Origin of the sequence: Haloarcula sp. K1 (assembly GCF_001647155.1) — an archaeon.
Classification (GTDB): domain Archaea; phylum Halobacteriota; class Halobacteria; order Halobacteriales; family Haloarculaceae; genus Haloarcula; species Haloarcula hispanica.
In genome coordinates this window covers 434,370-454,978 of sequence record NZ_LRHL01000043.1, presented here as the reverse complement: position 1 = coordinate 454,978, position 20,609 = coordinate 434,370, and the positions used below count along the sequence as shown (strand labels likewise).

Genomic DNA, 20,609 nt, shown 5'->3' with positions numbered 1-20,609 from the left:
GGCCCGCGAACACGCGGTATGGTCGACCGCATCATGAAGGTCAACGCGTACACGACCTTCGACCTGCTCGACGGTGAGGTAGAGGGCCACGGCTTCGAGGAGGAGGCCCTGGCCGTGCTGAACGTGACCGCGCCGCGGAAGAACCCGGACCACGTCGAACTCCAGTTAGAGATGGACAACACCGATCTCGACGCAGTGAAGCCACACGCGGACTCAGTGACGCTGTCGGCGGCCCAGGCACGCGAACTCGCCGCCGAACTGGAGGAGTACGCCGGGAAGGTCGAAGACGCGCAATCGGAGTAGTCTGTTCGTCTCAGCGTGCACCGCTACGGGTCGGTAATTCTATGGTGTGAAGACACATACCACGAAATATGTCAACCGAGACGCCCGGTAATCCAGCCGCACGGGAGCTGGGCTACTGCCCGTGCTGTGGCTACCAGACACTCCCCGAGGGGCGGCCCGGGTCGTACGAGATGTGTCCGGTGTGTCACTGGCTCGACGACCCAATCCAGTTCGGCGACGCGGAGTTCGTCAGCGATACGAACCATGTGTCGCTGACGGAAGCGCGCGAGAACTTCAGCGAACACGGGGCGTGTTCCCCCGACGAGGCCGGGGACTGCGAGGAGCCGACCGGCCTCGACCGCGACCCGAACTGGCCTTACGAGGAATAGCAGATACGAAACAGGACTCAAGCTGCGAGCGCGATATCTAGGTACAGCATGACGATGACGCCCGCCATCAGTCCGAGCGTCGCGACGCGCTCGTAGCCGCGCTGGTGGGTCTCGGGGATTATCTCGTCGGAAATCACGAACAGCATCGCGCCCGCCGCAAACCCCATCGCGTAGGGCAGGAGCGGTTCGACGGTCACGACGGCGACAGCGCCGAGCACCGCGAGCGGGATTTCCACGACGCCGGAACGAATCCCGGTGAAGACGGCGTAGAGCCGACGGTCCAGACCAGCGTTGATCGCTGCGACGGAGACGGCCAGCCCCTCGGGGATGTTCTGGATGCCGATGGCGAGCATCAGCGAGAGCGCGCCCCCGATCCGGAGCGGGTCGCCGGCGGCCGCGCCGAAGCCGACGCCGACGGCCAGCCCTTCCGGGATGTTGTGCAGCGTGATCGCGAGGATAAACAGGATGACGCCCGTCAGTTTGGATTCGTCAATCGAGAGGTCCTGGCTGGGGTTGGCGGCGTCCGACCGCCGGCTCCCGGTCAGGAGGTAGTGGGCGTGCGGGACGAGGCCGTCCGCGCGGTCGAGAAACAGCGCCCCCAGTGCGACACCGACGAGTGTCGGAATCGGGTTCCCGCCCGAGTACTCCTCGATGCCGGGGATGATAAGGCTCGTGAACGCGGCGGCCAGCATCACGCCGGCGGCGAACCCGAGCGCCGTGTCCAGCGCCCGCTCCGAGGGGTCACGCCAGACCAGCACGAGCGACGCGCCGAAGAGGTTCATCGTCGCGATGATGGTCCCACCTACGAGGCCGTTTATGAGCGGGTCGGTGCCGACGAGGTCGACAAACAGTTCGACGAACCCGGTTTGCATTGTCGAGTAGTGGACGTCGCCCCCTCTTGGATGTACCGGCAGTCGGGAGGTGGCGTCTCAGGTTCTGGCGTCGTCTCCGTACAGAATCGGAAAACCCCGGCTCGCCCAGGTTGTCCAGCCGGCTTCAGGTAGCGCCTTCTAGCTGGTAGGGACCATATTCGAGCGAGTAAACGCTGTGTTAGAACGGTTCCGGCGACCCAACGAGCCGCTGCATCTCCATCGCACTGGAGAAGTCCTCGCGGGAGACCACACGGGTCCCCTCGGGGCCGTCGACGAAGGCGGCGGTGGCTCTGGCGGTGTCGAGTTCGACGAGCACGTCGAAAGCGGCAGTTTCCGAGGCAAAGCGCGGCAGGTCGGTCTCCATCAGGTCGGCGACGGTGTCGGCCTCACGTTCGGCCTTCGAGAGTTCCCTGAAATCGCCGACGGTGACGACGCCGACCACGTCGCCGCCGCGCGTGACAGCGAACTCCGTCCGCCGGTCGGCGAACATCCGGTCGACGAGGTCCTCGATACTGGCGCTGGCCTCGATAGTCGCGTCGAGCGGGCTGGCCACGTCGTCGACGGTCAGCCCTTCCAGCAGGGCGGCCAGGGCAACCGTGCGGGATTCGCTCGACGCAGCACCGTAGACGAACAGCGCGAGCAGCAACAACAGCGGGCTGAACGAGAGGACGCCGACGACGGCGAACAGCACGGCGAACCCGGTCCCGATACGAGCGGCGATGCGAGTCGCCGTCGCGTAGGGTCGCTTTCGCGCGAGCAGCGCCCGGAGCACGCGGCCCCCGTCCATCGGGAACGCCGGCAGCATATTGAACACGGCGAGGAAGAGATTGGTGACGGCCAGCCAGCCAACGACAAACAGCGTCACCTGCGCGCTCGCTGGCAGGGCAAACAGCGCGGCGTAGCAGGCGATGCCAGTCAGAATACTCACGGCCGGGCCGGCCAGCGCGATGACGAGTTCCCGGTTCCACTCCTTGGGCATGGATTCGAGGCTGGCAAGGCCGCCGAGAATCCAGAGCGTGATCGACTCTACCCGGAGCCCGTAGCGCATCGCCGCCCAGGCGTGGCCCAGTTCGTGCAGTGCGACGCTGGCGAACAGACCCACCGCCGCGGCGGTGCCGATGAGCCACGGCGTCTGGCCCGCGGTCAGCACCGTGGGGTCGAGCGTCACGCCGGAGAGAGCGCTCACGATGCCGGCGTACACCGATATCTGAGCCCCGCTACCGATAATCCAGGCCAGCACCGGCAGGAAAATCAGCAGCGAGACGTTGACCCGTATCGGAATCCCCCAGACCGTCGTGATGTGGAAGTTTCGCACGGGCAAGCAAACGGACAGTGGCCGGGTATATCTTCTGATGGGGGCGACGCCAGCGAGTAGCGGCCTTATTCAGGGTGTAGCGTGTACGGACACCTAATGACAGTTCGACACGACGGGCTGATCGTCGACTGGCTGGGGTACGCGACGCTCCGGTTCGCCAGCGACGACACGGTGGTGTACGTCGACCCGGGCCGGTACGGCGTGCTCACCGGCGAATGGGAGCCCCATACGGACGGTATCGGCCACCCGCCAAGCAGCGACTACCGCGCGGAAGACGGCGACGTGGTGTGTGTGACCCACGTCCACCACTACGACCCAGACGGCATCGAGCGCGTCGCGAGCGAGGACGCGACTATCGTCGCCTACGAGGGTATCGACGAGCGCGTGGGCGACCGGGACCTCCCACCACTGTCCTCGCTGCCCTACGACGTGGTCGAGGTCGGAATGAAATCGCAGAAGACCGTCAAAGACGTACCGATCTGGTCGACGCCGGCGTACAACGAACCGGACGGCCCGCATACGCTCCCCGATGGAACGCCCTACCACCCGGAGGGCTTCGGCTGTGGCTTCATGATCGCCGTCGAGGGGACCAGAGCGTTCTATCCGGGCGATTCGGACGTACTGCCGGGGCATCGGACCCTTGAGGTATCGCTGCTGTGTCCGCCTATCGGCCCGCGGGCGACCATGGACCGCCACGAGGCCGCCTCGCTGGCCGCGACCATCGACCCGGACCTCGTGATGCCGGTCCACTACAACACCTTTTCCAACCTCGAAGCCGACTCCCGCGAGTTCGCTGCCGACGTAGCCGAAGCCGGCGTCCCGGTCGTGTTAGACGAGCAGTGAGCGGGCGAAAGATCGGCGTTAGCCACCGTCGGCCCACCCGCTCCGCTCCCGGTGGGCCTCAGCGATCTCCTCGATGTCGTCCGTCCCCAGAACGCCGCGTTCGGTGACGACCGTCACTGCCGATGCCGGCGTCAGGTCGAAGGTGGGGTTGGACACAGCGATGTCGGCGTCACCGTCGTACACCTCCTCTGGCTCCCGCTCTTCTCGGCCCCACGCAGCGCGTGGCGCGATCTTGTCCGTGGCACACACGGCGTAGCAGTCCACGGCCGCGGCGGCCGCCGACAGAGCTGCTGGGCAGGTTCCAACTTTGTTGACCACGCGGCCATCCGGAAGAACTCGGTCGGCCCCGACGACGAGCGTGTCGGCATTCCACACATCCAGTTCGTGACCGAACGCTGCGTCAGTAGTCAGCGTCACCGCGGCGCTGTCGGCGAACGTCTCCGCGACGCCAACGCCTTCACCGCCGGGCCGTGACTCGGCGACGAGCACGGCCGCTGGGGCAGCGGCGTCGACCACTGCACGGACTGTCCCGGAGCGAGACAGCGTCGCGAGGCGGTCACCGACGTGCTCGGCGGCGACGGCGGCGGCGACGCGGTCGGCGGTCACCGCGTGATTCAGCGTTTCGGTCGCCGCCCGCTCGACAGCCGCTGGCGATTCATCGGTCACGGCAGCCATCGCTCGGTTGAGACGGTTCGCGACGACGACCATCGAGGAGCGCGCTTCGCGGATTTCAGCGGCGAGGGCAGCGAGCATGTCCCAGCCGTCACCGTCCCGCTCGGCCGTCTCCAGGTCGTCAGACCGTCCGGCATCGGCCAGGGCGGCCTCGTCGCGCAGCACCTCCAGTGCCCGGAGCGACAGCCACGCCGAGCCGTGGGTCCGGTCCTCGCGTACTGTCGCCACTCGCGGGCGAACGCGGTCCCAGGAGGTCCACAGCCGCGGGACCGTCTCGCGGACCAGTATGTCGGGCGGGTGGACCCACGCAGTCTCGGTCGTCTCCTCGTTAGTCGCGACTGTGCGGGCCTCGCAGTCGAACAGGAACGGATGAACGACCCATCGAACGCCCCGGTCGTCGTCAGCGACCCGAAACGAGTCGCCCTGCCGGACGAGCGTCACCGCGTCGACCAGCCCGGTCTCCTCGTCGATTTCGGCCCGTGCGGCCGTCTCCGGGTCCCGATCTCGCCCGGCGTCGTCGGCGACGTGTCCCGCGACCCCGCTCCACTGGCCCTGATACGAGCCGACTGCATCGCTCCGGCGCAACAGCAACACCTCGCCATCGCTGCGTAGGAAGCACGTCACGACAGGGCGTGTCTCCATACGGGCGTGAACGGCTGGCCGGGGCAATAAAGTCCGGGCCAGTGAGAGCCACAGTCGAGGCGGGATGCGTTGAGAGAACTACAGCGCGTCGAGCAAGCGGTCGACATCGTCAGCCGTGTTGAACGCATGGACCGACGCCCGAAGCGCCTCGGGGTGGGAGAGTGACCTGATAATGACACCCTCGGCCGCGAGTCGCTCGACGGTCGCCTCGGGGTCGTCGGCAGTGAACGTCACGAGTCCCGACTCGTAGTCGCGGGGGCTCAGCAGCCGGTCGCCGAGGCCGTCCTTGAGCCGGTCGGTCAGCCGTTCGACGCGGGCCTGAATCGTATCGAATCCGACGGCCTCGACCGTCTCGATGGCGTTCGCGAGCGCGACGTACGGGACCGGTGAGGTAGTGCCGACCTCGAACCGGCGCGCGCCCGGGTAGTACTCGTATCCGTCCCCAGTGGGATTCTCGACGCTCCGGTAGCCGATGCGAGTCTGGCGCAGTCGGTCGTAGGCGTCGGGGTCGACGTAGAGGAACCCGCCGCCCCAGATACCAAGCAACCACTTGTGCCCCGCTGCGGCCACGAAATCCGCGCCCCACTCGGTCACGTCGACGGGGTGTTGCCCGACGGACTGGACGGCGTCGACGAGCACCTGTGCGCCGGCGTCGTGGACCACGTCGACGACATCCCCGACCGGAAGTCTGGTCCCGTGTGTCCAGGTGAGCGAACTCAGCGCCACCAGTCTGGCGTCGGCCACGGCGTCTTTTACGTCAGCCATGTCGAGCCGACCACCCTCGGTTTCCAGTACGCGGACCTCGATATCGTGGGTGTCGGCCAGCCGGTCCCACGGGAGCGTTCCGGCGGGGTGTTCGAGGTCAGTCCGGACCACTACGTCGCCGGGCTGCCAGTCGATAGCCCCTGCAACCATGTTGACCCCATCGGCGGTACTGCGAGTGAACGCGACGTTGGCGGCCTCGGTTCCGATGTGGCCGGCGACGACTTCGCGGGCCGCCGCGATAGCGTCCCACGCAACCGTGTAAGGGCCGTCGCCGGCAGGTGCATCGAAGGCGTGGCGTTCGAGAAACGCCGTCGCAGCGTCGACTACGGGGCGCGGCGTCGGCCCGCTTGCCCCCGTGTTGAAGTACGTACACCGTTCGAGTGCCGGAATCGACGCTCGGAGCTCGGCTGGGTCCATGTCCGTTCCGATGGCCCCCGACGCCTTCAGCCCTGTGTGAGCCAGTAGGCAGTTTCGCAGTCGGGGTTCCGGAACAGTAGTACGATTCTGGTTCTGCGACTACCCGTAGCTACCGTATATTCTACTTTGTTGTGTTTCACAAACTCTGTCGATTGTTTCGACGTTTTCGAATCGTTGAGTCTATCCCGACAGTCAGGGAAGACGTAGAGTGGTAACTCAGTCTTGCTGGCACTCACAACCGCCCTGCTCGAAGAACTCCGCGACGGCGTACTGGCTGCCACACGACTGGCACAGCACCTGCGCGTCCAGAAACACCTCGAAGTCCTCGATGTCAATGCGGCCCGTATCGCGTAGTTTCTCGATGCGCTGGTCGGTGACCGACAGCGTTCGGGTCAGTAGCCGCTGAATGCTCTCGAGGTCCTTTTCGATCTTCTCGTCGTCGGACAGCCCCTGGTACTCCGCGCCGCGCCACTCCTTCAGATACGACCGGATAGCCTGGTAGGTGATGAAATCGGTTTCGAGACCATCGACGTCGACGCCGTTGCGTTCGAGTCGGTTGACGGTGTCGGTCCTGACACCTGTGCTGATGTCGTCACCGGTGAGGTTCTCGTAGGTCGATTCCACGTCGCTTTCGAGGGCACTCAGGCCCGCATCGACCAACTCGCGTTCGAGGAGGCGCTTGTTGAAAAACTCCGCGAGGTCACGAAGGCTCATGCGCTCTTCACCGTCGCCCGTCCAGCGGGCCTCCATCTCCGCACCGAGTCCATCGAGTTCGTACTCGTCGATGAGCCGAGCGACTTTGCTCGACGGCCGGCCGTCTGTCGTATTCGCCATCTGTTGTTCCCACGTACGGTAACCGGAACTAAAAGACTACGGGGTTAGATTGAGGTGATGCGGTTGAAGTCGTCGTCCAGCGCCTGCGCGTCCTCCGGCAAGAGGGCGACGACGAGATGCTCGGCGTAGTCGGCGAAGTACTCGACGAGTTCGGCGATCCGCGCCGAATCGATGGCCTCCAGCGAGTCGAGCAGCATGAACGGAACGCTCTCGTGGAGGTCGTGTACCAGATAGCCCGCGAGAGCGAAGATGAGCCCGGTCACTTCGCGCTCGCTCTCGCTGAGGTGCTCGATGGTGTCCTCGTAAGCCGCGCCGTTCTCGGTGGTCCGGACGATGTGGAGTTCGAACACCGTTCGGTCGACCTTCTGGCGCCCCTCGCGGACGGTCTGCTCGACGCGTTCGATCCAGATGCGTTCGAGGTTCTCGTACTCCAGAATGCCGAGGATAGCGTCCATGTGCTCGTTGAACTCGTCGACAGCGTTAGCCTCGATCTGGTCGATTTTCGTCCGCTTGTCGGTGAGTTCCTCAACGAGGGCGTCGCGTTCCTCGCGGAGGTCGTCGGCCCGCTTGACCATCTCCTCGATCTCTTCGATTTCGGCTGATACGTCGTCGAGGTCGGATTCCAGGCTGTCGATCTCGAACTCGAGCTGGTTTGCCTCCCGGTGTAGTGAGAGGATCTCGTCAAAGTCCTCGGATTCGAGGTTGTCGACCTCGTCTTCCAGCGACTCGACGTCGTCAGTCAGTTCCTCGCGTCGCTCCTTCAGCGAGGTGATCTGCTCTTCGCGGCGTTCGATCTCCGTTTCGGTCTCCTGTATCTTCCGCTCGACGTTCTCGCGACGGCGCTGCTTCTTTTCCGCCTCGCGCTGGTCGGTCTTGAGATCGTCGAGTTCCGACTTGATGTCGTTGAGGTCCTCGACCTTCCCCCGGCGGAGGTCCTGCAGGCGGTCGACGGTGTCTTCGATCTGCTCGCGGTCGACCGTCGAGCCACACGTCCAGCAGACGACGGATTCCTCGTCCTCGCCTTCGAGGAGTTGCTCCGTCACCGCGCCGTCGGAGCCTTCGGGCGCGTCTTCGAGTGACTGAATGACGTCGTAGTCTTCCTCTTCGAGCCGTTCCTCGTTGTACTGGATGAGGCTCTGAAGGTCGGAGATCTCGCTGTTCAGCCGCTGGCGCTGGTCGCGCAGGCTTGCGATCTCGTCTTCGAGGTGCTGCTGGTCGCCCATCGGCGTCTCCGGCAGTTCGTCCAGTTCGTCTTCGAGGTCGGACCGTTCGCGTTTCAGCGAGGAGATGCTCTCCTCCTGTGCCTCGATGTCCCGCCGGACGGATTCGAGGTCCGACCGCGTCGAGCGGAGTTCGTCGAGTTTCTCTTCGAGGACGTCCTGTTCCTGACGGCTCTCCTCGATGTCCCGGCTGCTGTTGTCGATCTCCTCCTCGCGCTCGGCCAGTTCCTCGCGCTTCTCCTCGATCTGCTCGCGGAGTTCGGTCCGGCGCTGTTCGAGGTCCGGAAGGTCGCGCTGGCGGGATTCAACCGTGGCGAGTTCGTCGTTGATGTCGCCTTTCTCCGCTTCCAGCTGTTCGACTTCCGAACGGATCGCGTCGATATCGACCGGCCGCATGATGATCTCGCGGAGATCGTCGCCACGAGCCACGGACCGGCGCGCCTCGTTGGTTTCGAGGAGGAACGCGAACAGGTCGGCGACCTCGGGGTCGTCGAGGTAGCCGTCGCCGTCAAACTGAACAGCATCCCCCGCCCGCGTGAGCGTCCGTTCGTACACCTCATCCCCATACGTGAGGGCAACGCTCCCCTCGTCGGCGTCGCCTTTCAGCGTGGCCTGCGTACTCCCCATTGCCGCCATAATAGACTGCAGAAACGACGTCCGGTTTGTGGCGTTCTTTCCCGTCAGCACCGTCACACCCGGTGGAATATCGACTGATGTCTCGTCGATCCCACCGATATTGGTGACATCAAAATGGGCGACACTAGATCCTTGCTTTGATTCTGGCATTGGTCTGCTGTAGTCGGAGCGGATATAAAAATAATTTCATTGCCGAAAACCAAATTACACACTTGGCGCCCCGAGTGCGGGCGGACACGCCAGACTCGACGGCGATGAGACACGGCAGACAGCGCACAGACTGACAGTCGATTCCGGAATAACACCTGTACCAATATTATTCCGATACAGAAGGATTGACGGGAGGGAGAGGAGGTTTTTCTCTCTTATACTACTGTTTTATTGTGGATAGCAATCTTAACCGCTTGTGAGTCTCTTCAGATGCCAACCTATAAGTCGGCGTGATCGGAAGCAGGTCGTATGACCCGTTACGAAACGCTGCTCGAGGTCGAACTGGACGAGTGGGACAGTGGGTACGGTGTCTTGCAGATCGTCGATCCGGATGACAGCGACACCGCCGAGTTACGGTTCTGCTACTTCAACGAAAACGGCAAGTTCACGAACCGGCCGCTAACGCTACGACCCGACGAAGAGACACTAGACCGGACGACGCGGATGGTGGAGAACCTCGGCTACGTCGCCCGAACGTTCGACCCGGCAGAGATCCGTGAACTCGTCGACGCGCTCGGCGAAGAACGGGTTATCGAACTCGCACAGCTCGTCGACACGCTCGGTGAAGCGCGGCTAGCGGAGATACTTGGGGAGTGAAGATGGCAGACACCCACCCACTGGTGACGGTCGAAACTATCGTCCTTGTGGGTCTGGGGGGCTTCGCCGGCTCGAACCTCCGGTACTTCGTCGGCCTCTTTGTTCCGGGGTTACAGGGGACACTGCTGGTCAACGTCTGCGGCAGTTTCGCGCTCGGCGTGCTCGTGTACGAAGGGCTGCAGGTCGGTGCGCTGGCCAGCGAGACGAAACTGGCCGCGTCGACCGGCTTCATCTCGTCGTTTACCACCTACAGCACGTTCGCAGTGGAGACGGTGTTAACGCCCGAGTGGGCTGTCGCGAACATCGTCGGCAGCTACGCTCTGGGGTTTGCCGGTGTCCTCGTCGGCCGTGAGGCCGTCCGGCTGTTCGCCGGAGGTGGCCGCTGATGGTCGCTATCGAGCCGGCGCATCTGGTCGGGACCGGCGGCGCTATCGGCGCGCTCTGTCGTCACTACCTGGCGGGGGCTGTCCAGCGAGAGACGTTCCCGCTCGGGACGCTCACGGTGAACGTCATCGGGAGCTTCGTCCTCGGACTGCTGACGTTTGCTGGCGTCACCGGCGATGCAGCGCTGCTGGTCGGTGTCGGCGCGTGTGGCTCGTTCACGACGTTTTCCTCGTTTTCGGTCGGGACGGTGCGGCTATGGGAGGACGGCTACGTGGCGCTGGCCGTACTCAACGCCGTCGCCAACCTCGCCTGTGCGCTGGCCGGGATCGGATTGGCCTGGGGCGTCGTACAGATCGTGTGATTCGTGCCGGACCATCAGATTTCAGAACCCCCTGTACGAGCTTCGTGCTCCCTGTCTGCTTTGAGATCGCTGGCTCGCGGCGTCTCGCCGCCGTGGGGCGTCCGCCGCTCGCGGACCGTTACATGATGAACGGATTCAGTATCGTCGTCGACGACGAGCGCGTCGCCGGTCGTCTCTGGCAGTCGAGCCGTGAAATCGCCGTCGAGATACGTCGGCTGGGCCGCCTGTAGCGCGTCGATGTCTGCCGTACTCGTCAGTCGGTGGGCGACGAGCAGGTCCGTCTGTGAGACGGTCGTCGGTGGCACAGCGCTAGGTCGCTGTGTCGCGAGCACACAACTCACGCCGGGCTGGCGGCCCCGGGTGACGAGCCGACGGAGCGGACGCCGGGCGACGCCGTCGGTGAACGCGTGGGCTTCGTCGACCAGCAGCCAGGGCAGTCGGTCCGTCCGGTCAGTCACCCGGGCATCGTACAGCGCGGTCGCGACAGCGGCGAGGACCGCACCGGCCGGCCGGGAAGCGAATCCCGACATATCGAGCACGGTCAGGCCGTCGCTGCACAGCGTCTCCACCTCGATACCCGAAGGCTCGAAGACGCCCCAGGACGCGGCGAGCGCGAGATGGTTCGTCGCCGCGCGGGCGGTGCTCGCCGCCACATCGGCATCGGCCACCCATGAACGCATCCCGCCAAGCGTCGCACGCTCGCTCGCCGCTCGCCACACGAGCGCGCCCGCGCCCCGTTCGGGGTTGAGGCCGAGCACCGTACACCACTGGCGCGGGTCGAGCGCGTCCGCGCGAACGCTGGGGTCGACCACCGTGGCAGACACGTCCGCGGCGCTAAGTGGCGTGAACGCTCCCATCGGGTCGACGACGACCGGCGCGACCCCCTCGGCAGCCAGCAGGCCCTCGGCGAGGACGCCGAGCGTGTACGTCTTCCCCGACCCGCGTTTGCCGACGACGAGACCGACGTGTGGCCGGTCGACATCGAGGTCGACCGCAGCGCCGCGGCTCCCGTCGCGGGCCCGATAGTGACCCAGCCGCGCCGTCGCCCCCGTCGCCCCCTCACGTCCGATAACGACCATGCCGGCGGTTGCTTCGCTCTGATATTTGAACGTTTGTCCGGGGATTCAAGTACGAACCCGGGGCCACCCCAGCACATGTCAGATTCGTTGTGGCACGACGAACGTGCTATCGAGGGACTGCCGATCCGCCTGGTCATCGCGCTGGTGGTCGGCGTCGCCTGCCTCTCCGTGATGATGAGCACCATCTCCGGAATCGAGACGCTGCAGGTGACAGAGGTCGACGTTGAGCCACACCCCGAAGTAGCTAATCCGGGGACACAGGACGTAGTTGTCACTGTCGTCGACTCGAAGGGGTCGCCCGTCTCCGGCGCGACGGTGGTCGCGAAAAGCGGGACAGCAACGCTCTCGTCGGTCAAGACTGGCGAGACAGGGAGTGCAGGGAACGCGACCCTCTCACTGTCGCCGTCGCTCGGACCGAATCAACAGGACGGCACGGTCACGTTCGAGGTGAAACCACCAGCGGGGAGCAACTACGAGGACGCCCGCTCGAACACCGACCTGCTCGTCGTCGAGTCGCCCTAGCCGTCCCAGTCGATCCACTCCTGCTCCCAGCCGGCGCGGGACTGGGCCGCCCGCCGGGCGCGCTCGCGGTCTTCACGATGGGTCCGGTTGCGCTCGACGGTGTCGGCCTGCTCGCCCTCGACGAGCATCGGCTGGAACGCGACGGTGCCGTGTTGCGTGACCGAGCCGTCGGCCTCCACGACAGCGAGGGACTGTTCACCGGTGCCAAGCGGCATCACCAGTCGACCGTCATCGGTCAGTTGCTGGAGGAGCGCCCGCGGCGGGTCGATTGCGGCGGCTTCCAGAAGAATACGGTCGTACGGTGCGTATTCGGGCAGCCCGGCAGCGCCGTCGCGGCGGTCCACGAGGACGGCGTCGTAGCCTGCTTCTGCCAGGTTCTGCCGGGCTTCGATGACGAGCCGCCGCGTGATATCTATCGCGTGAACGTTGGCCGCACCGACGTGTTCCGCAAGCACCGCGGCCGTGTAGCCGACACCGGCACCGACCACGAGCACGTCGTCGTCTTCTTCGGGTGACAGGGTTTCGAGCACTCGACCGGCGGTACTGGGCGAGAGCACGCGCGTGCCGAGGCGCTCGAACGGGCGGTCGGAGTAGGCCTGTTGCTCGCCGACGAAGGCCTCCCGGGGGACGGCACGCATCGCTGCCGACAGCCACGCGCTCCGGACAACACCCTTGCTCTCGTGTTGCAGGCTGTCGACCATGTCGTCCCGCAGTACCGCTGGGTCCATACCAGTATATTCGACCAGAGCTATATCAATGGCGCGACAACGGCGGCGTCTGTCGAAAGACCCTACTGGAGCGGGACGAATCGAACGCCGCCGTGGTCCTCGCTATCGAGCGTGCCGTCGGCCTGTTTCTCCGCGCGGATGAGACGCTGTCGCCCGTCACCGATTGGAGCCAGCAAGAGACCACCGGTGCGGGTCTGGTCGACGAGCGGGGCGGGGAACTCCGGCGCGGCACATGTGAGATACGTCCGATCGTAGGGGGCGTGGTCGGGCCACCCCTCCTTGCCGTCGTCGGCGCGAACGGAAACGTCGCCGTAGCCGGTCGCTTCCAGCGTTTCCCGTGCTTCGTCGGCCAGCGATGCGTGGTACTCCACGCTGTAGACGTTCTCGGGGCCGACCAGTTCGGCGGTCACCGCGGCGTGGTACCCACACCCCGTACCGACCTCTAACACCTGATCCCCCGGGGACAGGTCCAGTAACTCGGACATGATTGCAACCATGTGCGGCGCAGAAACCGTCTGACCTGACCCGATCGGGAGCGGGCGGTCGGCGTAGGCGTCGTGTCGCTTGTCGTCCGGAACGAACCGGTGGCGGGGAACCGACGCTATCGCCGCGAGAACGGCCTCGTCGGAGACACGCTCGCGAAGGCGGTCGGCCAGCCGCGACCGTTTTCGGCCCCAGTCGGCCATCCTACCACGCCGACCACGCCGTGGTCGACTCGTCCCTGACGTACAGTCGGTTGATGTCTTTCGCGATACCCATGTCGCCGTCGTGGTCCATGTTCTCGTGGTCGTAGCCGTGTGCGTCGTCGCGGACGTGAATCCCCTCGACGGTGAATTCCTCCTCGCCGAACTCCTCGGTCTCGCCGACGACGAACTCGTAGTCGCCGGGGACGTGGAGCTTGAAGCTCTCGGTCTCGTCGTGAGTGCCGTCCTTTGGATGCATCGTGACGTTGACCGAGACGTTCCCGACCGCCCGCGACCAGATAGTCTCGACGTCCTCGGCGGCCGCCTCGTCCTCGCGGCCGTCCGCGGTCTCCAGACTGGTGATCCGCGCCGTCACAACTGCTTCTTCTGTCTCCAGCAGGAACTCCTCGCCGACGGACAGTTCTTCCTCGGCCGGGACGTCGACCTCGGCGGTAAAGGAGTCCCCGTCCTGTGAGACAACGACGCTTCGCTTCAGCGTCTCTTCCTCCGGCAATTGTTCCTTGTGGACGTGGTCGCAGTCCGTACAGCGAACCGTCACATGGCCGCCCGGCTTCAGCACCTCGTGAACCGTTTCCAGGTCCGGCGAACAGGCCGGACACGGGAGGGCGATGCGGTCGCCCGGTGTAGCGTCTGTCATATGCAGTCGTTGACTACGCTCCCGTAAATGGTCGTCGCCACGGCGCTGCTCGTGGTTCTCACTCGCACAGTCACGCCGACCTTCTTGAGCGGCGGGACGAAACAACGGGTATGGCGCGCCGACAGAGCCGTACTGACATCGCAAGCGGTGCCATCATCGCCCTGACAGCCCTGGCCGGCGTGGCGGTCTGGTCGCGCCTCCCCGCAGAGGTCGCGATTCACTTCTCCGCGTCGGGCACGCCCGATAACTACGTCTCGAAGCCGGTCGGTGTCGTTCTCATGCCGGCGCTGATGCTCGCAACACTCATTGTGCTGAAATTGGCGTTCCGTTACGACCCGCCGGACGTGCCGCGGGTGGCAGCCACCATCACCGTCGCAACGATGGCGTTCATGAGTGGGATACACGGGCTCGTGCTCGCGTGGAACCTCGGCTATTCGGTCCCGTTCGACATCGTCCTCGTCGGGTCGCTCGTCTGGACGGTTGTCATGGTCGCGTACGCGTTGAAAGCAGAATACGTAGACTGATAGCGGCGGTTGGCTGTCAGTCAGCGTCCGCTATTCACGGGTCTTTGTGGGAGTCCGTTCTCGCCGCTCACTCGACGCGAGGAAGTTCCACTTCCTCGCCGTCCGCATACACGGTCGGTTCCGTCAAAATCCCGTCCAAATGGATCGGCGCGTACACGTCGCCGCCCATCGCGTGGTCGTCGCCGATAGCGATGTGGACCGTCCCGCCGGCCTTCTCGTCTAGGAGGACGGAGCCGACGAGTTCGGTCACGGCGACGTTCGTACCGATGCCGAGCTCGGCGAGGTTGTAGGCGTCCCGGCCGACCTCCTCGGCAGCCTCCTCGACCTGTGCGCGGATATCGGGGTCGTCGATATCCGTGACGTAGCCGTCTTCGACCTCAAAGGTGAGACGCTTGCCGTCGAGTTTGCCGTGGGGGCGCATCGTCCCGTCGACGACGAACGTGCCGTCGGCAGTCTCCGGAGCGAGGAACACCTCGCCGGCAGGGAGGTTCGACATCTCGCCAGCCTCGTGGACGATACCGGTGTCCATGTGCCACTCGCGCGCACCGATGCCGAACGTGATATCGGTCCCCTGGGGCGACGTGACTCGGATTTCATCGGCGTCCTCGACCTGCGCCAGCACGTCCTTGCAGTGCTGTTCGATGCGGTGGTAGTCGGCGTCTAATCCCATCAGAAACACGCCCTCGCTGATACCGGGCAAGGTTGCAACGCGAGCGCCGGCCTCATTGGCGTCGGTCCGGGCTTCTGTGTGGCTCAGGCTCTTGGTCGTCGGCGCGAGCACGACATCGGCAGTTTCCATCGCGCCAGCGACCGGCGCAGGCGGTTCCGAACCGTGTTGTTCGCCCGGCGGGTAGCGTACGAAAACGGCGTTATCGGTAATCTCCGCGGCGACGCGATACAGCGCCTCGCCGATTGATTTCCGCTGGTCGTCAGTAACGACGGCGCATGATTCGTCGGACTGGAGGTTCAGGCACTGTTTGACAGCGGTCTCGGCGGGCGCGCGAAGCGACGAGTTGTCCATACAACCGATTGCGTACTCCGACTGAATAACTCTTGATGGACTGTGGGCGCAGGGCGTCGAAACGCGCTACGTCTCAGTGTTTTCAGAGGAATGTGGTCAAAGCTCACAATCGCCAGAGGTACAACTATGTGAGTTAATTTCTCCGTATATTAATCACAAAGAATATACTCTCCCCGGAGATATGGACGTGTATGCTCCACGTGGGCATCAACGGCTTCGGCACCATCGGGAAACGCGTCGCTGACGCGGTGCGTGTCCAGCCAGATATGACAGTTGCGGGCGTCGCAAAGCGCTCGCCGAACTTCGAGGCAACTATCGCAGACGACCGCGGCTACGACCTCTACGCCGCGGACGGCCGCGAACCGTTCGATGAAGCCGATCTCGCGACGGCCGGTACGGTCCATGACCTCATTGAAACGAGCGACGTGGTCGTCGACACCACGCCAAGTGGCGTCGGCGCGGCCAACGCGCCGCTGTACGCCGAGCACGATACGCCAGCCATCTTCCAGGGTGGGGAGGACGCCGATGTGGCAGACGTGAGCTTCAACGCTCGCGCCAACTACGAGAACGCAGTCGGGGCTGACACGGCCCGCGTCGTCTCCTGCAATACGACTGGACTTTCACGCCTTCTCGCGCCGCTCAAGGAATCATACGGCGTCGAGAAATCGCGCGTGACACTGGTCCGGCGCGGTGCCGACCCGGGCCAGACCGGTCGTGGCCCCATCAACGACACACTCCCCGACCCCGTCGAAATCCCCTCCCACCACGGTCCTGACGTCCAGACGATTTTTCCCGACCTCGACATCGACACGATGGGGATGAAGGTCCCGACAACGCAGATGCACACCCACAGCGTCAACGTCACGCTGGAAAGCGAACCAACGACAGAGGAAGTCACGTCGCTACTGACCGACGAATCGCGACTGTTCCTCATCCCGAAGACGCTGGGTATCGACGGTGCAGGGAAACTCAAAGAGTACACCCGTGATGCCGGTCGCCCGCGCGGTGACGTGTGGGAGAACTGTATCTGGGCCGAATCAATCACAGTCCAAGGGCGGGACCTCTACCTGTTTCAGGCGATTCACCAGGAAGCCGATGTCGTGCCGGAGAACATCGACGCCGTTCGCGCGCTCTCGGAGCGGACCGCAAGCGCCGAGAAGAGCATCCGACGGACCGACGAAGCCCTCGGTGTCGGGCGCGGCCTCGTCGAACACGACGGCAGTCCACAGCGCGTCGACAGTCACGCCGACGACTGATTCTCACCCCAGTTCGTGGAACTCGACTTCGCCGGTGTCCGTCGACAGCGTCGCAACCGAGAACGGCTCGGGCGCCGGCGGAATCGAAATGCCGCCGGGGTTGATTCGGACCGTACCCCCACGCTCCTCGGAACCGCGTTCGTGCGTGTGCCCGTGGAAAACGTAGTCGTAGGTCCCACAGTCGACCAGCGCGTCGACGATCTCCCCGCTGGTCCCGTGATACACCGCGAGGGTGTGCCCATCGATGGTCAGCTCGCCCATCTCGCCGAAGTACGTGCCGAATTCCTCGACGGTAGACTGGACTGCCCACTCGCCGTCGTTGTTGCCACGAACGGCGTAAAACGACCAGTCGCCGTCGAACGGCGTCACCGAGAAGGGGGCGACGAAGTCGCCGCAGTGGACGACCGTCTCACAGTCCGCCTCCGAGAACGTCTCCACTGCGGCTTCGACCTGCGCGGCGTTGTCGTGCGTGTCCGAGACGATGCCGATCTGCATACCGACGACGTTCAGCCGGGAGCGACTTGAACGTGTGGCCCACGACACAGGTGGGACCGCCGTCGTCACACAGGCGCGACGTTTTTGTTTAGTCACCGCCTACGACGGCCGATGGCACGGGGACTCATCGGGACAATCGAGCTGATGGTCGCGGTCGTACTCGCCGCGCGGGTCACCCTTCTCGGCGTCGACAACCTCGCCCGCGGCCAGACGGCGATCGGTGCGGTCTTTCTCGGGTTAGCCGCCGCCTTACTGATTATCGAGTGGGTCGCTCCCTCTCCGACAGACATCCCCGGTGCAATCGCCGGGCGGGCGCGGAGTGCGCTCCCCGGCGGGAAGCCACCGAACAGTAGCGACGACGACTAACTCTCGTCGCGCCAGCGGTCCGAGGTGACTCTGTCCACCGCCGCCATGTGGTCGTGTTCCTCGACCGTTTCGGCCCGCGATTCCTCGGCCTTCTGGACGGGCTTTCCTCGAACACGCGCTCGAACGCCACGTCGAGCGCGACGAGACGAGGTACTACCTGGAAGGTGGAATCATCGACGAGGAAGGAAATCGGCGGCTTCAGTCGGCCGCGATGGTCTCGCTGGCGTCGTCGAGCAGTTGCTCGATGGAGCGGTCGCTTGGCTCGTTTTCCAGCAAGACGTCGATAGGGAGCGTCGGCGCGCCGTCGACGAGGTTCTCGAGCAGGACGAGTCGCTCGCGAGCCCGGGACATCCCGACGTAGAACACGCGCCGTTCGTTGTCGGTCAGCGTCGGGACGGGACTGGTATGTTTCGTGAACTCGTCCATTCCGGGTACCTCGATACCCTGCTGGTCGACAGTCGCGGCCATCTGCTCGACGACTTTCTCGGTGAGGTCGGTCGCGACGAACACATGATCGGCCTCGCGACCTTTGGCGGAGTGGATCGTCCCCACGCGGACCCGGTCGGCGTCCATCCCGGTGTAATCGCCGGTGAAGTACGCGTCGACGGTCCGCTCCTGGAAGTTGGTCACCTTCCGGAGCATGTCGCCCGCCGAGGCCGCGTCGGGGAGGAAGGGAACGTGGTCGTGGACGACGTCAGGGTCGATCTCGATATCGGCGATGTCTTCGTCCTCGTGGGACTCGTCGATCTCTTCGAGCGCGTCGAAGAGGTCGTCACGTTCGCCCGTGCCGAAGGCGGAGTCGACGAGCATATCGGCGAGCCGGCGCGCTTCGAGCACCGTGAGCGGTTCGTCGGCTTCGACGGCTTCGAGCCCGTTGACGTACTGGGTGAGCCGATCGGTCCACATCCGCTGGTCGGTGAGACAGGAGAAGGGGATCCCGTTGTCGATGAACTCGTCGATGAACTGGAACATCTGGTAGCGGGCCCGGAACAGCACCATCACCGTCTCATCGGACTGCTCGATGGTCCGCGTGACGTTCCGGGAGAGGTCGAACATCGAAGGGTTCTGGACCGCCTCGACGCGGCCGCCCTCCTTGCGCGGATTGAGGTCTTTCTCCTGACGTTTCTCGATGTGGCGGACCTCGCGGTTGACGACGTTCAGGATGCGCGAGGGGAGCCGGTAGGAGTTGGGCAGCACCTCGTCCTGGGTGACGACCTCTTCGAGCAGGAGGTCCGGGTCCGCGCCCTGCCAGGCGTAGACGACCTGGTCGTCGTCGCCAGCGATGAGCACCCGTTCCATGTGGGGTTTCCACTCGTCGTAGACGTCGTACTGCAGCGTCGTGATGTCCTGAAACTCGTCGATGATGAGGTAGTCGACGTTGGGGAGCAGCGAGCGCTGGGCGACCCGTTCGAGCATGTCGGCGAAGCCCGTCAAGTCGTTTTCGCCCTTGTAGGTGCGCCAGCCGCGGATGGCGGCGGGCACGTCCACACGGTCGTCGTCGGTCGGCCACGTCGGCGTGTACTTGTTGCCGGTCTGGGCGTTGTCGTCGATCTCCGGCGGGAGTCGGACTTCCTCGTCGTCCCACTTGAAGGGCACGTCGTACCAGTCGGCCACGTCGCGTCGGGTGCGCTGGAGCCACTGGCTCGTCGCGATGATCTTGTTCCCGAGCGTCGTCGAGCGGGCCGAGCGACGGCGCGAGCCCTCGTACTCGTCCTCGTAGTCGATGCCGAACTCCTCGCAGAAGGCCTCCTTGTCGTCCTCGCCGACGACGTCGCCGCGGGAGAGGTTCAGCAGTTCGTACGCCTTCGCGTGCATCGTACAGACGTTCCCGCGAAGGGCACGAGGGGACAGGCCGAGTCGGTCCGCGAGTCGCTCACGGATCTCGGCGGCCGCCGCACGCGTGTACGAGACAACCAGTACGTCACGGAAATCGACGTCGTCGTCTTCCAGCAGTTCGTCGACGCGGTCGAGCAGCGCCGTCGTCTTCCCGCTACCGGGCCCACCGAACAGGCGGACAACCTCGGTGGTCGAATCAGTCATTGAACATGTAGTGGGACCGCGGCCAAATAAACAACGTGCTTTACGGGGACGACAACTAACAGGCGCACCCGAACGGATTTCTCATCGGTACAGCGACACGTACAGCATCGCGAACCCGATGATGAACGGAATCGTCTCCGCCATCTGGAAGAACACGCGAACGATGGCACCGGTCTCGCCGGCGCTCAGTTGCGTGATGACACTGGATATAGCGACACCCATACTGATGAACGCAAAGCCAACGAACGCGTACTGTAGTCGTTCTGACGGGCGTTTCCGGTAGGCCTGGAAGCTAATCAGGGTGATCCCGAGCGTCAGCCCGAACACCACCATCCGCATCAGGATGAGCACGCCGCGTGCGATAGCCACGCCGGTCGTCATGCAGTCACGCCTCCGCTGGAGAGTGAATTCATTCCGGGTTCAGCTCGTCCCAGAGCTGACTGAACCGGTCCGGGAGGTTCTCCTCCCGATAGATGCGCACTTTGTACTCCTCGTCTTCGAGCGAAATGACCGTCGACTCGAAGTTGGACTCGTACACCTTGTAGTGGTTTCCGTCCTCGGCGACGAGCGTTCGGTCGGTGACGAGGTCGTACTCGTCGAGCAGTTCGATACGTCGATACACCGTCGGCAGCGAGAGGTCGCACTCCTCCGCGAGTTCCTTCGCCGACTGCGGTTCACGACTGATTGCGGCGAGTACACGGCGCGCGTGCTGGTCACCGATTGTATCGAGAATCTCCTCGATGCTCTGTTCCTCAGCCACTACACCAAGATTCGCGTCATATTATATAAGCGTTTTCG

Annotated in this window: 25 protein-coding genes; 10 read left to right on the top strand and 15 right to left on the bottom strand. The window is 64.5% G+C overall.

All coding sequences use genetic code 11. The features are described from left to right. The first annotated feature begins 18 nt into the window (after window positions 1-18). On the top strand, window positions 19-303 hold the full coding sequence (locus tag AV929_RS15825) for a DUF6360 family protein (protein WP_004590818.1): 285 nt from the start codon (window positions 19-21) through the stop codon (window positions 301-303). A gap of 68 nt (window positions 304-371) precedes the next feature. Continuing rightward, a complete protein-coding gene (locus tag AV929_RS15820; RefSeq protein WP_014041373.1) occupies window positions 372-671 on the top strand; it encodes a CPCC family cysteine-rich protein in 300 nt (99 codons plus the stop codon). 17 nt (window positions 672-688) lie between these two features. Here the strand turns inward: AV929_RS15820 and AV929_RS15815 are convergent, their stop codons facing one another. Both AV929_RS15815 and AV929_RS15810 read right to left on the bottom strand, forming a co-directional pair. Continuing rightward, window positions 689-1,543 (bottom strand): ZIP family metal transporter, encoded by an 855-nt coding sequence (locus AV929_RS15815; protein WP_064288685.1) that lies wholly within the window; start codon window positions 1,541-1,543, stop codon window positions 689-691. A 178-nt stretch (window positions 1,544-1,721) separates the two neighbouring features. Continuing rightward, the gene (locus AV929_RS15810; RefSeq protein WP_064288684.1) at window positions 1,722-2,858 is read right to left on the bottom strand and encodes a site-2 protease family protein; all 1,137 of its coding nucleotides are present in this window, start codon (window positions 2,856-2,858) and stop codon (window positions 1,722-1,724) included. Window positions 2,859-2,954: 96 nt separating this feature from the next. Between AV929_RS15810 and AV929_RS15805 the strand changes: the two genes are divergently transcribed. Beyond that, window positions 2,955-3,701: an MBL fold metallo-hydrolase gene (locus tag AV929_RS15805; RefSeq protein ID WP_050037119.1), complete on the top strand. Its 747-nt coding sequence runs from the start codon at window positions 2,955-2,957 to the stop codon at window positions 3,699-3,701. 18 nt (window positions 3,702-3,719) lie between these two features. Here the strand turns inward: AV929_RS15805 and AV929_RS15800 are convergent, their stop codons facing one another. From AV929_RS15800 to AV929_RS15785, 4 genes are all read right to left on the bottom strand, one after another. Beyond that, window positions 3,720-5,015: an NUDIX domain-containing protein gene (locus AV929_RS15800; RefSeq protein ID WP_064288683.1), complete on the bottom strand. Its 1,296-nt coding sequence runs from the start codon at window positions 5,013-5,015 to the stop codon at window positions 3,720-3,722. A 78-nt stretch (window positions 5,016-5,093) separates the two neighbouring features. Continuing rightward, window positions 5,094-6,197, bottom strand: a complete 1,104-nt coding sequence (locus AV929_RS15795; protein WP_014041378.1) for an aminotransferase class V-fold PLP-dependent enzyme — start codon at window positions 6,195-6,197, stop codon at window positions 5,094-5,096. Between the two features lie 216 nt (window positions 6,198-6,413). Then, a complete protein-coding gene (gene rdfA, locus AV929_RS15790) occupies window positions 6,414-7,031 on the bottom strand; it encodes a rod-determining factor RdfA (protein ID WP_008307760.1) in 618 nt (205 codons plus the stop codon). Window positions 7,032-7,075: 44 nt separating this feature from the next. Further along, on the bottom strand, window positions 7,076-9,037 hold the full coding sequence (locus AV929_RS15785) for an archaea-specific SMC-related protein (protein WP_050007466.1): 1,962 nt from the start codon (window positions 9,035-9,037) through the stop codon (window positions 7,076-7,078). A 309-nt stretch (window positions 9,038-9,346) separates the two neighbouring features. Here AV929_RS15785 and AV929_RS15780 point away from each other — a divergent pair, with 309 nt between their 5' ends. From AV929_RS15780 to crcB, 3 genes are read left to right on the top strand one after another with little or no spacing between them, the layout of a single operon-like run. Continuing rightward, on the top strand, window positions 9,347-9,694 hold the full coding sequence (locus AV929_RS15780; RefSeq protein ID WP_008307758.1) for a hypothetical protein: 348 nt from the start codon (window positions 9,347-9,349) through the stop codon (window positions 9,692-9,694). A gap of 2 nt (window positions 9,695-9,696) precedes the next feature. Then, a complete protein-coding gene (locus AV929_RS15775; protein WP_023843421.1) occupies window positions 9,697-10,080 on the top strand; it encodes a CrcB family protein in 384 nt (127 codons plus the stop codon). Then, window positions 10,080-10,439, top strand: coding sequence for a fluoride efflux transporter CrcB (gene crcB / locus AV929_RS15770; RefSeq protein ID WP_014041381.1), 360 nt, complete (start codon window positions 10,080-10,082; stop codon window positions 10,437-10,439). The genes AV929_RS15775 and crcB overlap by 1 nt, the downstream gene beginning before the upstream one ends. Window positions 10,440-10,453: 14 nt before the next feature. Here the strand turns inward: crcB and AV929_RS15765 are convergent, their stop codons facing one another. Further along, window positions 10,454-11,518, bottom strand: a complete 1,065-nt coding sequence (locus AV929_RS15765; RefSeq protein WP_064288682.1) for an ATP-binding protein — start codon at window positions 11,516-11,518, stop codon at window positions 10,454-10,456. A 75-nt stretch (window positions 11,519-11,593) separates the two neighbouring features. Between AV929_RS15765 and AV929_RS15760 the strand changes: the two genes are divergently transcribed. Continuing rightward, a complete protein-coding gene (locus AV929_RS15760) occupies window positions 11,594-12,040 on the top strand; it encodes a hypothetical protein (RefSeq protein ID WP_014041383.1) in 447 nt (148 codons plus the stop codon). Here AV929_RS15760 and AV929_RS15755 read toward each other — a convergent pair. The 3 genes from AV929_RS15755 to AV929_RS15745 all read right to left on the bottom strand — a co-directional run bounded on the left by AV929_RS15755 (window position 12,037) and on the right by AV929_RS15745 (window position 14,109). Next, complete coding sequence (locus AV929_RS15755; RefSeq protein WP_014041384.1) at window positions 12,037-12,768, bottom strand: protein-L-isoaspartate O-methyltransferase; 732 nt, start codon at window positions 12,766-12,768, stop codon at window positions 12,037-12,039. The two genes, AV929_RS15760 and AV929_RS15755, sit on opposite strands and share 4 nt — an antisense overlap. A gap of 62 nt (window positions 12,769-12,830) precedes the next feature. Next, the gene (locus AV929_RS15750) at window positions 12,831-13,454 is read right to left on the bottom strand and encodes a protein-L-isoaspartate(D-aspartate) O-methyltransferase (RefSeq protein WP_014041385.1); all 624 of its coding nucleotides are present in this window, start codon (window positions 13,452-13,454) and stop codon (window positions 12,831-12,833) included. A 1-nt stretch (window position 13,455) separates the two neighbouring features. Continuing rightward, window positions 13,456-14,109, bottom strand: a complete 654-nt coding sequence (locus AV929_RS15745) for an HVO_0476 family zinc finger protein (RefSeq protein ID WP_008307750.1) — start codon at window positions 14,107-14,109, stop codon at window positions 13,456-13,458. A 110-nt stretch (window positions 14,110-14,219) separates the two neighbouring features. Between AV929_RS15745 and AV929_RS15740 the strand changes: the two genes are divergently transcribed. Next, complete coding sequence (locus AV929_RS15740) at window positions 14,220-14,633, top strand: DUF1648 domain-containing protein (RefSeq protein ID WP_014041386.1); 414 nt, start codon at window positions 14,220-14,222, stop codon at window positions 14,631-14,633. 67 nt (window positions 14,634-14,700) lie between these two features. Here the strand turns inward: AV929_RS15740 and AV929_RS15735 are convergent, their stop codons facing one another. Beyond that, on the bottom strand, window positions 14,701-15,654 hold the full coding sequence (locus AV929_RS15735) for an aminopeptidase (RefSeq protein ID WP_064288681.1): 954 nt from the start codon (window positions 15,652-15,654) through the stop codon (window positions 14,701-14,703). A 191-nt stretch (window positions 15,655-15,845) separates the two neighbouring features. Here AV929_RS15735 and AV929_RS15730 point away from each other — a divergent pair, with 191 nt between their 5' ends. Then, entirely contained in the window at window positions 15,846-16,910 is a 1,065-nt protein-coding gene (locus tag AV929_RS15730; RefSeq protein WP_008307747.1) for a type II glyceraldehyde-3-phosphate dehydrogenase, read from the top strand. 3 nt (window positions 16,911-16,913) lie between these two features. On the opposite strand, the gene AV929_RS15725 is transcribed toward AV929_RS15730, so the two are convergent. Then, window positions 16,914-17,405, bottom strand: a complete 492-nt coding sequence (locus AV929_RS15725) for a metallophosphoesterase (protein ID WP_064288680.1) — start codon at window positions 17,403-17,405, stop codon at window positions 16,914-16,916. Window positions 17,406-17,516: 111 nt separating this feature from the next. On the opposite strand from AV929_RS15725, the gene AV929_RS15720 reads away from it, so the two are divergent. Further along, entirely contained in the window at window positions 17,517-17,771 is a 255-nt protein-coding gene (locus AV929_RS15720; RefSeq protein WP_050007461.1) for a hypothetical protein, read from the top strand. A 198-nt stretch (window positions 17,772-17,969) separates the two neighbouring features. Here the strand turns inward: AV929_RS15720 and AV929_RS15715 are convergent, their stop codons facing one another. From AV929_RS15715 to AV929_RS15705, 3 genes are all read right to left on the bottom strand, one after another. Continuing rightward, window positions 17,970-19,811 (bottom strand): UvrD-helicase domain-containing protein, encoded by a 1,842-nt coding sequence (locus tag AV929_RS15715; protein ID WP_014041390.1) that lies wholly within the window; start codon window positions 19,809-19,811, stop codon window positions 17,970-17,972. Window positions 19,812-19,892: 81 nt separating this feature from the next. Beyond that, window positions 19,893-20,192: a hypothetical protein gene (locus AV929_RS15710; RefSeq protein ID WP_014041391.1), complete on the bottom strand. Its 300-nt coding sequence runs from the start codon at window positions 20,190-20,192 to the stop codon at window positions 19,893-19,895. 28 nt (window positions 20,193-20,220) lie between these two features. Further along, window positions 20,221-20,571, bottom strand: a complete 351-nt coding sequence (locus AV929_RS15705) for a helix-turn-helix domain-containing protein (RefSeq protein ID WP_004515333.1) — start codon at window positions 20,569-20,571, stop codon at window positions 20,221-20,223. Window positions 20,572-20,609 lie beyond the last annotated feature (38 nt).

What these genes read in the sequence shown, in the direction of transcription:
- AV929_RS15745 (WP_008307750.1), bottom strand. Translation starts at nt 14,109, where the DNA reads ATGACAGACGCTACACCGGGCGACCGCATCGCCCTCCCGTGTCCGGCC.
- AV929_RS15800 (WP_064288683.1), bottom strand. Translation starts at nt 5,015, where the DNA reads ATGGAGACACGCCCTGTCGTGACGTGCTTCCTACGCAGCGATGGCGAG.
- AV929_RS15750 (WP_014041385.1), bottom strand. Translation starts at nt 13,454, where the DNA reads ATGGCCGACTGGGGCCGAAAACGGTCGCGGCTGGCCGACCGCCTTCGC.
- AV929_RS15740 (WP_014041386.1), top strand. Translation starts at nt 14,220, where the DNA reads ATGGCGCGCCGACAGAGCCGTACTGACATCGCAAGCGGTGCCATCATC.
- crcB (WP_014041381.1), top strand. Translation starts at nt 10,080, where the DNA reads ATGGTCGCTATCGAGCCGGCGCATCTGGTCGGGACCGGCGGCGCTATC.
- AV929_RS15805 (WP_050037119.1), top strand. Translation starts at nt 2,955, where the DNA reads ATGACAGTTCGACACGACGGGCTGATCGTCGACTGGCTGGGGTACGCG.
- AV929_RS15780 (WP_008307758.1), top strand. Translation starts at nt 9,347, where the DNA reads ATGACCCGTTACGAAACGCTGCTCGAGGTCGAACTGGACGAGTGGGAC.
- AV929_RS15730 (WP_008307747.1), top strand. Translation starts at nt 15,846, where the DNA reads ATGCTCCACGTGGGCATCAACGGCTTCGGCACCATCGGGAAACGCGTC.
- AV929_RS15825 (WP_004590818.1), top strand. Translation starts at nt 19, where the DNA reads ATGGTCGACCGCATCATGAAGGTCAACGCGTACACGACCTTCGACCTG.
- AV929_RS15755 (WP_014041384.1), bottom strand. Translation starts at nt 12,768, where the DNA reads ATGGACCCAGCGGTACTGCGGGACGACATGGTCGACAGCCTGCAACAC.
- AV929_RS15710 (WP_014041391.1), bottom strand. Translation starts at nt 20,192, where the DNA reads ATGACGACCGGCGTGGCTATCGCACGCGGCGTGCTCATCCTGATGCGG.
- AV929_RS15820 (WP_014041373.1), top strand. Translation starts at nt 372, where the DNA reads ATGTCAACCGAGACGCCCGGTAATCCAGCCGCACGGGAGCTGGGCTAC.
- AV929_RS15795 (WP_014041378.1), bottom strand. Translation starts at nt 6,197, where the DNA reads ATGGACCCAGCCGAGCTCCGAGCGTCGATTCCGGCACTCGAACGGTGT.
- AV929_RS15735 (WP_064288681.1), bottom strand. Translation starts at nt 15,654, where the DNA reads ATGGACAACTCGTCGCTTCGCGCGCCCGCCGAGACCGCTGTCAAACAG.
- AV929_RS15720 (WP_050007461.1), top strand. Translation starts at nt 17,517, where the DNA reads ATGGCACGGGGACTCATCGGGACAATCGAGCTGATGGTCGCGGTCGTA.
- AV929_RS15785 (WP_050007466.1), bottom strand. Translation starts at nt 9,037, where the DNA reads ATGCCAGAATCAAAGCAAGGATCTAGTGTCGCCCATTTTGATGTCACC.
- rdfA (WP_008307760.1), bottom strand. Translation starts at nt 7,031, where the DNA reads ATGGCGAATACGACAGACGGCCGGCCGTCGAGCAAAGTCGCTCGGCTC.
- AV929_RS15765 (WP_064288682.1), bottom strand. Translation starts at nt 11,518, where the DNA reads ATGGTCGTTATCGGACGTGAGGGGGCGACGGGGGCGACGGCGCGGCTG.
- AV929_RS15815 (WP_064288685.1), bottom strand. Translation starts at nt 1,543, where the DNA reads ATGCAAACCGGGTTCGTCGAACTGTTTGTCGACCTCGTCGGCACCGAC.
- AV929_RS15725 (WP_064288680.1), bottom strand. Translation starts at nt 17,405, where the DNA reads ATGCAGATCGGCATCGTCTCGGACACGCACGACAACGCCGCGCAGGTC.
- AV929_RS15760 (WP_014041383.1), top strand. Translation starts at nt 11,594, where the DNA reads ATGTCAGATTCGTTGTGGCACGACGAACGTGCTATCGAGGGACTGCCG.
- AV929_RS15715 (WP_014041390.1), bottom strand. Translation starts at nt 19,811, where the DNA reads ATGACTGATTCGACCACCGAGGTTGTCCGCCTGTTCGGTGGGCCCGGT.
- AV929_RS15775 (WP_023843421.1), top strand. Translation starts at nt 9,697, where the DNA reads ATGGCAGACACCCACCCACTGGTGACGGTCGAAACTATCGTCCTTGTG.